The organism is Streptomyces sp. NPDC056527, from assembly GCF_042794475.1.
In the GTDB taxonomy this organism is placed as follows: domain Bacteria; phylum Actinomycetota; class Actinomycetes; order Streptomycetales; family Streptomycetaceae; genus Streptomyces.
On record NZ_JBHTTQ010000176.1, the window covers coordinates 1 to 8,125 of the forward strand.

At 72.3% G+C, this 8,125-nt stretch carries 9 protein-coding genes; 6 read left to right on the forward strand and 3 right to left on the reverse strand.

Annotated elements, in window-relative coordinates:
• The coding region (locus tag ACFQ7Q_RS36755; protein WP_383563176.1) for an Hsp70 family protein at window positions 1-1,107 on the reverse strand (1,107 nt) is incomplete at its 3' end.
• A 93-nt stretch (window positions 1,108-1,200) separates the two neighbouring features.
• Here ACFQ7Q_RS36755 and ACFQ7Q_RS36760 point away from each other — a divergent pair.
• On the forward strand, window positions 1,201-1,569 hold the full coding sequence (locus ACFQ7Q_RS36760) for a hypothetical protein (protein WP_383563178.1): 369 nt from the start codon (window positions 1,201-1,203) through the stop codon (window positions 1,567-1,569).
• A 170-nt stretch (window positions 1,570-1,739) separates the two neighbouring features.
• A complete protein-coding gene (locus ACFQ7Q_RS36765; protein ID WP_383563181.1) occupies window positions 1,740-2,888 on the forward strand; it encodes a hypothetical protein in 1,149 nt (382 codons plus the stop codon).
• A 76-nt stretch (window positions 2,889-2,964) separates the two neighbouring features.
• Here ACFQ7Q_RS36765 and ACFQ7Q_RS36770 read toward each other — a convergent pair whose 3' ends face one another.
• The gene (locus ACFQ7Q_RS36770; RefSeq protein ID WP_329112575.1) at window positions 2,965-3,168 is read right to left on the reverse strand and encodes a cold-shock protein; all 204 of its coding nucleotides are present in this window, start codon (window positions 3,166-3,168) and stop codon (window positions 2,965-2,967) included.
• A 78-nt stretch (window positions 3,169-3,246) separates the two neighbouring features.
• Here ACFQ7Q_RS36770 and ACFQ7Q_RS36775 point away from each other — a divergent pair, with 78 nt between their 5' ends.
• Window positions 3,247-3,831, forward strand: coding sequence for a nucleosidase (locus tag ACFQ7Q_RS36775; protein ID WP_383563184.1), 585 nt, complete (start codon window positions 3,247-3,249; stop codon window positions 3,829-3,831).
• 10 nt (window positions 3,832-3,841) lie between these two features.
• On the opposite strand, the gene ACFQ7Q_RS36780 is transcribed toward ACFQ7Q_RS36775, so the two are convergent.
• Window positions 3,842-4,822: a helix-turn-helix domain-containing protein gene (locus tag ACFQ7Q_RS36780; protein ID WP_383563187.1), complete on the reverse strand. Its 981-nt coding sequence runs from the start codon at window positions 4,820-4,822 to the stop codon at window positions 3,842-3,844.
• A 52-nt stretch (window positions 4,823-4,874) separates the two neighbouring features.
• On the opposite strand from ACFQ7Q_RS36780, the gene ACFQ7Q_RS36785 reads away from it, so the two are divergent.
• From ACFQ7Q_RS36785 to ACFQ7Q_RS36795, 3 genes are all read left to right on the forward strand, one after another.
• Window positions 4,875-5,288 carry a cupin domain-containing protein gene (locus ACFQ7Q_RS36785; protein WP_383563190.1) on the forward strand — a complete coding sequence of 138 codons (414 nt, stop codon included), beginning with the start codon at window positions 4,875-4,877 and terminating at the stop codon, window positions 5,286-5,288.
• Window positions 5,289-5,606: 318 nt separating this feature from the next.
• A complete protein-coding gene (locus ACFQ7Q_RS36790) occupies window positions 5,607-6,710 on the forward strand; it encodes an LLM class flavin-dependent oxidoreductase (protein ID WP_383563193.1) in 1,104 nt (367 codons plus the stop codon).
• Window positions 6,707-8,092: an NtaA/DmoA family FMN-dependent monooxygenase gene (locus ACFQ7Q_RS36795; RefSeq protein WP_383563196.1), complete on the forward strand. Its 1,386-nt coding sequence runs from the start codon at window positions 6,707-6,709 to the stop codon at window positions 8,090-8,092. Before ACFQ7Q_RS36790 ends, ACFQ7Q_RS36795 begins: the two co-directional genes overlap by 4 nt.
• Window positions 8,093-8,125: the final 33 nt, after the last annotated feature.

An 8,125-nucleotide genomic window follows, 5' to 3' on the forward strand; every position in this document is an offset into this window, starting at 1 on the left:
GTCGAGGAGCAGGACGTCCTTGACCTCACCCTTCAGCACACCGGCCTGCAGGGCGGCGCCGATGGCGACGACCTCGTCCGGGTTCACACCCTTGTGAGGATCCTTCCCCGTCAACTCCCGCACCAGCTCGGTGACCGCGGGCATCCGGGTCGAACCGCCCACCAGGATCACATGGTCGACGTCGGACACCTCGACCCTGGCGTCCTCGACCGCCTGGTGGAACGGCGTCTTGCAGCGGTCCAGGAGGTCGGCGGTCAGCTGCTGGAACTCGGCCCGGGTGAGCTTCTCCTCCAGGTGCAGCGGGCCCTCCGGGGAAGCACTCACGTACGGGAGGTTGATCGCCGTCTCGGTCGCCGCCGACAGTTCGATCTTCGCCTTCTCCGCCGCCTCGCGAAGACGCTGGAGAGCCATCTTGTCCTTGGCCAGGTCCACCCCGTACGCGTTCTTGAACCGCTTCACCAGATGGTCGACGACGCGCTGGTCCCAGTCGTCACCGCCCAGGTGGGTGTCACCGTTGGTGGCCTTCACCTCGACCAGGCCCTCGCCGATCTCCAGGAGCGACACGTCGAAGGTGCCGCCGCCGAGGTCGAAGACCAGGATCGTCTGGTCGCTCTCCTTGTCGAGGCCGTAGGCCAGCGCGGCGGACGTCGGCTCGTTGATGATGCGCAGGACGTTGAGACCCGCGATCTCACCGGCCTCCTTCGTCGCCGTGCGCTGGCTGTCGTTGAAGTACGCGGGCACGGTCACGACGGCGTCCGTGACGTCCTCGCCCAGATACGCCTCCGCGTCCCGCTTCAGCTTCTGCAGCACCCGCGCCGAGATCTCCTGCGCCGTGTAGCGCCTGCCGTCGATCTCACCGCTCTCCGGGAAGCGCCACTTCGTGTCCCCGACGTGACGCTTGATCGAACGGGCGGTGCGCTCCACGTTGGTCACGGCCTGGCGCTTGGCGACCTCGCCGACCAGCACCTCGCCGTTCTTCGCGAAGGCGACCACGGACGGCGTGGTCCTGGCGCCCTCGGTGTTCGTGACGACCGCGGGCTCGCCGCCCTCCAGGACGGACACGACGGAGTTCGTCGTTCCGAGGTCGATACCGACTGCGCGTGACATGGCCCTCTCCTCCACCCGGCCCCGTCTGGCAGCTACCCACAAGCGGCCCGATCATGGAAGGAGATGTGTCGTGACGGGCGGCGGTGAGGCGTGATGGCTCGGGTGACGGTCGAAGGCAGCGACATCGTCGTCCGGCTGTCCCTGCGCGAGAAGCTGGCCGCACGCCGCAGGCGGGTCCGCGTCCCGCTGACCGCTCTGCGCGAGGTCCGTGTCGAGCCGGACTGGTGGCGGGCCCTCCGAGGGCTGCGCGGCCGGGGTCTCTGGATCCCCGACCGCTTGTGCGTGGGAACCCGCGTCCTGCCCGACGGGGAGGACTTCGCCGCGGTGGTGCCGGGCAGGCCGGTGGTCTGCGTCGAGCTGCGCCGTGGCGCCGCGTACGGCCGCCTGGCCGTCTCCGACCCCGATCCGGAGCGAGCCGAACGAGAGCTCCGGCCGTACGTCCCCACGGACTGGCTGAGCTGACGATCGGCGCGACCGGGCCGGGCACCGGGCCACCCGGTTTGCCATGGGGGCCGAGGGGCACCAGTGAGGTGCGGGGCCACGGCCGGGAGAGTTCGCGTCGCCACCACGCTCCGCGTCCGGACGCACACGTCGGGCTCGCGCCCGTCGTACCCACGCCTCTGGGGGACGTCATGGAACTCGCCTTCCTGAAACCGCTCTTCGCCCGGCCGGGTCCCTGGGCCTCGGTCTACCTCGAGACCACGCGGGCCACGGAGGACGCGGTGAAGATCCAGCAACTGCGTGAGCGCTCCATCGCGGGACAGCTCATCGACGCGGGTGCCGACGGCTACACGACGAGAGCGGTGATGGAGCGGCTGGCGCACGAGCCAGTCGCCGGGACACCACCCGGCCGGGCGCTCTTCGCCGCCGGCGCGGAGGTCGTGCTCGACGTCCCGCTCGCCCTTCCCCCGCCCGCCGGCGAGGCGACCTGGTCCCTGCTGCCCCATGTGTCACCGCTGGCCACCCTGCGCGGTGACGCGCCGGCATGCATGGTGGCGTACATCGACCGCATGGGCGCCGATCTGGAACTGCGCGAAGGACCCGCCCGTACGACCGTGGGAGAGGCCCGGGGAACGGAGTGGCAGGGCCGTGGGCACCGCGGCGTCCCCACCGACCGGTACGAATGGCACTACCGCAACAAGGTCGAGAACAGCTGGAACGAGACCGCCGACATCATCGTGGCCGAGATCGTCCGGCAATGGCCGGTGAGCGGCGCCGGGCTGCTCGTCCTGGCCGGTGACGCCCGAGAGCGCAGGGCCGTGCACAACCGGCTGCCGGAGCGGGTGCGGGACGCCACCGTCGAGGCGGAGAGCGGCGGCCCCTCCCCCGGCTCCGCCCTCACGGCGCTCGACCGGGAGATCGAGCGGGCGTGCGAGACGTACGAGCGGGACAGGCTCCACCGGACGCTCGAACGCTTCCACCGGGGCCGGGGGAAGCCCGGCGAGCACCGCGAAGCCTCGGTGGACACCGGCCCCGGGGAGGCGGCGGAAGGGATCCCGGCTGTCGTGGACGCCGCGCGCAATCACCAGCTGGCCACCCTGCTGCTCACCCCGGAGGCTTCGGACGCGGGCCGCCAGGTCTGGATCGGCCCGGGCGTCGACGAGGTGGCCGTGCAGCGGGGTGAGGCCCGTGCGATGGGGGTGCCCCGGCCCGAGCAGGCGCGGGCGGACGACGCGGTGCTGCGAGCGGCCGCGGCGGCCGACTGCGACGTGCTCGTGGTCCCCGAGGGGATGCGCGGCCCGGCGGGCGGCCTGGGGGCGGTACTCCGCTGGAGTATGTGATCCGGCTCGTCGGGCCGGAGCGCGACGCTTCCACATGGGCGCCGGTGCTCCGGTTCCCGTCGTTTGTGCCGGGGCTTCAGCCTGCGGTGACGTTCTCCGCCTGGGGTCCCTTCGGGCCCTGGACGACGTCGAACTCGACCTTCTGTCCCTCCTGGAGTTCGCGGTATCCGGTGCTGGCGATGGCCGAGTAGTGGACGAAGACGTCCGGGCCACCACCGTCCTGGGCTATGAAGCCGAAGCCCTTCTCCGCGTTGAACCACTTCACTGTTCCGGTTGCCATGGCGATCTCCTCGGCGAATGGGGACACCTCCATCGTCCCTCGGAGCGGCCGGGAAGTCCCGGCGGGTAGCGTGGGCGCATGGAACTCATCGGAGAGATCACCCCCGACCGCCCCCTGCTCGTCCTTGCCGTCAAGGAGGAGGCGCAGTTCCTCGACACCGATCTGCCGATCCTGCTGACCGGCATGGGCAAGGTGAACGCGGCGACCTCGCTGGCGACCGTCCTGGGCCTGGGCACGCGCCCTACCGCCGTCATCAATCTGGGGACCGCGGGCGCCCTTCGTCCGGGGTGGACGGGCACGCACGTCGTCGGCACGGTGATCCAGCACGATCTCGACGGCGAGCTGCTGGCGACGCTGACCGGTGAGACCTACGGGGGGCCGCTGGCCCTGCCGGACGGCGGTGACGTGACCCTGGCGACCGGTGACGCCTTCATCTCCGACGAGGCCGCCCGGGCCAGGCTGGCCGCCCGGGCGCCATTGGTCGACATGGAGGGCTACGCCCTGGCGGTCGCCGCGGGCCTGGCCGGTGTACCGATCCGGATCGTCAAGCACGTGAGCGACGAGGCGGGCGACGGCGCGGCCAGGACCTGGCGGGAGTCGGTCGCGGACTGTGCCCGGGCGCTCGCGGAGTGGGCCGCGGCGCACACGTCGTACCGCTCCTGAGGGTCCGGGGTCAGCCGGCCGCCGGGCCGAAGCGGCGGCGGTACGCGGACGGGGAGAGTCCCGTCTCGCGGTTCATCAGGGCCCGCAGATTGGCGGCCGTACCCAGGCCGCTGCTGCGGGCGACGACGTCGAAGCGGGACTCGCCGCGCTCGATCAGCCGGCAGGCCAGGGCCACCCGTTCGCCGGTGAGCCAGGCCAGCGGGGTCGTACCGAGCTGGGCGCGGAACCGGCGGTGAAGCGTCGCCGGGCTGACGGCCGCGCGGGCCGCGAGACCGGCCACGGTCAGCGGGGAGCCGAGGCGTTCCTGGGCCCAGGCGAGCAGCGGGGCGAGTGACTCGTCGGGCAGGTCGGGGACCGGACGCTCGACGAACTGCCGCTGACCACCGTCGCGGTGGGCCGCGAAGACGAGCCGTCGGCTGACCGAGTTGGCGACCTCCGCGCCGTGGTCGCGGCGGACGACGTGGAGTCCGAGGTCGAGTGCGGCGGCGCTGCCGGCGGCGGTGAGGATGTCGCCGTCGTCGACGAAGAGGACGTCCGGTTCGAGGCGTACGGAGGGGAATCGGGCGCGGAAGGAGTCCGCCCACTGCCAGTGGGCGGTGGCACGCCGGCCGTCGAGGACTCCGGCCTCGGCGAGGGTGAAGGCTCCGCTGCAGAAGCCGATGAGGCGGGCGCCGCGGGCGTGGGCGCGCCGGATCGCGTCGAGCACGGCGGGCCGGCGCGGGACCTCGACGTCGGGGCGGTTCGGGACGATCAGGGTGTCGGCGGTGTCGGCCGCCTCCAGCCCGGCGACGCCCGTGAGAGTGAAGAAGCCGTCCCGCATGAGGGTGCGCGGCTCGGGCGAGCAGAGCCGGAAGTCGTACAGGTCGCGACCGAGTTCGGGGCGGCGCAGACCGAAGACCTCGGTGGCGCAGCCCAGCTCGAAGGGGTTGGAGTTGGCGTCGACGATCACGACGACGCGGTGCGGCGACGGCTGCGAGGATCCTTGCGGCATATGCTCTTTCTAGCACTCACATCGAGCGGTGGTCAGGGCGCAGGATGGCCCCATGAGCCAGAAGACCTCTGTGAACAGTGACCCCGTCGCCCTCTCGGCGGCGCTCGCCTCCTTCGAGGACCTGTGGAGTCCGCGCATCGTGACGCAGGTGAACGACTACGACGTGCGTGTGGCGAAGGTGGCGGGCGAGCATGTGTGGCACGCGCACGACGACACCGACGAGTTCTTCCTCGTGATCGAGGGCGAGCTGCACATCTCGCTGCGCGAGGAGGGGGTGGAGCGCACGGTGACGCTGCCGCGCGGCTCGGTCTTCACCGTCCCCCGAGGCGTCGAACACCGCCCGTACGCCCCGTCCGGCGCGTCGATCCTGCTCTTCGAGCCCACGGGCACGCTGTCGGTCGGCGACCGCCACGACGAGATCCCGGACCATGTCGACGCGACGACGGGCCACGCGCTGGGCGGCTGAGCCGTCGGTCCGACGAGCCGTTCCGGCGGCACACAGCACCTCACCGCTTGGGCGGGCGAACGTTCTTGACAGCCCGGAAGGTCGCCTGCCTAAGCTGAAGCGTTCCCTTCCGGATGTGTGGAGGCACCTGTGCGGACACCGACTGCGACGCCCCGTGGTGGCGTGCGGGCCGGTGCGCGGTTGTGCTGCCGGCGGCATGTCGACTTCTGCCGTACGTCCTCCGCCATCTGTCCTTCCGCGCACGTCTGATCACCTTCTCACCCCGGCCGCCTCCTCGACGCGCCCGGCGGTTTCACGTGTGCCTTCGGAAGGACCCCCATGCCCCATCCAGCCCTGCGTCTCGCCGTGGAGATCGACGGCGACGGTGCCCATCCGGCCGCCTGGCGGCGGGCCGCCCACACACCCGGTGAGTTGCTGAGCCCGCGTCGGCTCGCACGGGTCGCGGCCGTCGCCGAGAACGCCGGATTCACCTTCGTCACCTTGGACGACAGCCTCCTCCCGCCCGGCTCGGGCGCCGATCCGGTGGGACGCGTCGGCGCGGTGGAGCGTGCCGCGTTCATCGCCGCGTCGACGGGTGTGCTCGGTATCGCCCCGGCCGTCGCCACCACCTACGCCGAGCCGTTCCACGTCTCCTCACAGCTCGCCTCCCTCGATCACGTGTCCGCCGGTCGCGCCGCGTGGCTGGTGACCTCCGAGGAGAGGGCCGAGGCCGCCCGCGCCTGGGGGCGGCCGCGGGTGGAGGGTGCCGAGGCCCTCGCGCGGGAGGCCAGAGACGCGCTCCGCGTGGTGCGTGACCTGTGGGACTCCTGGGAGGACGACGCCGTCATCCGTTCGGTCGCCACGAGCCGCTATCTCGACCGGGACCGTCTGCACCACATCGACTTCACGGGCGAGACGTACGCGGTCAAGGGCCCCGCGATCGTGCCGCGACCGCCCCAGGGCCGGCCGGTGGTCATCGCCCGCACCGGTCTCGTACCGCCCGAGCTGATCGACATCGCCCTGGTCGACGGGGGCACCCCGACGGAGGCGGGCGAGGCCGCGGCCGGTGCCGGCGCGCCGCTCGCGTTCGCCGAGGTCGAGGTGGCCCTGGACACCCCGCGGGAGCCGGCCCGGGAGCGGATCGCGGATCTGGAGCGCCACGGCCCATGGGAGCCGCGCCCACCACGCGACGGTGAGCGGCTGCGCTACACCGGATCCGCGGCCGGACTCGTCGCGCTCCTCGAAGAGCTGGGCCGTCACGTCGACGGAGTGCGGCTGCATCCGCTCGTCCTCGACGAGGATCTGGCCGTGCTGTCCCGTCTGGTCCTGCCGGAGCTCTTCGCGCGCCGGATCGCCGCCCGCCCGCTGCCGGGCGCCACGCTCCGCACCGCGCTGGGTCTCCCCCGCCCCGCGAGCCGTTTCGCCGAGGAGGCCGCACGATGACCCGCACCGACCTCTCCGATGTGCCGCGCCCGGACGCCCGGTTGCACCTCGGCGTGTTCTTCCAGGGGGTCAACCACTGGACGATCTGGTCCGATCCCGCGAGCGGTTCGCAGATCGACCCGGCCTCGTTCCGCCGGGTGGCGCAGACCGCCGAACGCGGTCTCTTCGACGCCTTCTTCCTCGGTGACGGGCTGCGGCTGCGCGAGGTGGACGGCCGCATCCACGATCTCGACGTCGCCGGACGCCCCGACTCGATCACCCAGCTCTCCGCCCTTGCGGCGGTGACGGACCGGATCGGCCTGGTGAGCACCTCGAACACCACGTTCAACGAGCCGGGCGACCTCGCACGGCGCCTCTCGGGGCTCGATCTCCTCTCTCGGGGCCGGGCCGGCTGGAACATCGTCACCACCGACAACGCCTGGACCGGCGCCAACTTCCGACGCGGCGGATTCCTCGACCACGCCGACCGCTACCGGCGCGCCGAGGAGTTCCTGACCACCGCCAGGGCGATCTGGGACGGCTGGGCGGACGGCGCGGTGGCCGACACCGCCGACGCGCGGTCCTGGTCGGTGCCCGGCGCGGTGCGCCGGGTGCGGCACCGAGGGGCGCAGTTCGACATCGACCTCGCCCCCACCGTGCCGCGCAGCGCACAGGGTCATCCGGTGATCTTCCAGGCGGGCGACTCCGCGGAAGGCCGCGACTTCGCCGCCCGGCACGCGGACGTCATCTTCTCCGCCCACGGTACGGAGTTCGACGACGCGCTCGCCTTCGCCGAGGACGTCCGGCGCAGGCTGCGGGCTGCGGGACGGCCTGAGGACGATCTGCGGATCCTGCCCGGCACGGAGATCATCATCGGAGCCACCGAGAAGGAGGCGGAGGAGAAGGCGCGCTGGGTCAGGCTCGAACAGGTCACGCCCGCGACCGCGTTGGGCATCGCCGGGCTGCTGTGGGGCATCGATCTCTCGGGGCGCGACGCCGACGGACCACTGCCCGCCGAGGACCCGGTGGTCGTGGAGAACACGGGCGCGTTCGGCGCGCGCAGGATCGCCGATCCGCGGGCCGTGGTGGCCGAGTGGCGTGCGAAGGCGGAGGCCAACGGCTGGTCGCTGCGCGAGACGGTCATCGAGTTGGGGCCGCAGCGCGGGCACGTGGGCACGCCCGCCGGTCTCGCCGAGAAGTTCGTCCGCTTCGCGCGGCACGGCGCGATCGACGGATTCAACGTCTCGCCGTATCTGATTCCCGACGGGCTCGACGACATCGTGGATCTGCTCGTGCCGGAGCTCCAGGAACGAGGGGCGTACCGGAGCGCCTACACCGGTACGACGCTCAGGGAGCATCTCGGCCTGCGCGAGGCCCGCCGGGCGCACCACCTGGAGAGCTAGGGAGCGCGGGGCGGGGCGGGTCCCGCCCCGCCC

What these genes read in the sequence shown, in the direction of transcription:
- ACFQ7Q_RS36770 (WP_329112575.1), bottom strand. Translation starts at nt 3,168, where the DNA reads ATGGCAACCGGAACAGTGAAGTGGTTCAACGCGGAGAAGGGCTTCGGC.
- ACFQ7Q_RS36790 (WP_383563193.1), top strand. Translation starts at nt 5,607, where the DNA reads ATGCCCCATCCAGCCCTGCGTCTCGCCGTGGAGATCGACGGCGACGGT.
- ACFQ7Q_RS36760 (WP_383563178.1), top strand. Translation starts at nt 1,201, where the DNA reads ATGGCTCGGGTGACGGTCGAAGGCAGCGACATCGTCGTCCGGCTGTCC.
- ACFQ7Q_RS36785 (WP_383563190.1), top strand. Translation starts at nt 4,875, where the DNA reads ATGAGCCAGAAGACCTCTGTGAACAGTGACCCCGTCGCCCTCTCGGCG.
- ACFQ7Q_RS36795 (WP_383563196.1), top strand. Translation starts at nt 6,707, where the DNA reads ATGACCCGCACCGACCTCTCCGATGTGCCGCGCCCGGACGCCCGGTTG.
- ACFQ7Q_RS36780 (WP_383563187.1), bottom strand. Translation starts at nt 4,822, where the DNA reads ATGCCGCAAGGATCCTCGCAGCCGTCGCCGCACCGCGTCGTCGTGATC.
- ACFQ7Q_RS36775 (WP_383563184.1), top strand. Translation starts at nt 3,247, where the DNA reads ATGGAACTCATCGGAGAGATCACCCCCGACCGCCCCCTGCTCGTCCTT.
- ACFQ7Q_RS36765 (WP_383563181.1), top strand. Translation starts at nt 1,740, where the DNA reads ATGGAACTCGCCTTCCTGAAACCGCTCTTCGCCCGGCCGGGTCCCTGG.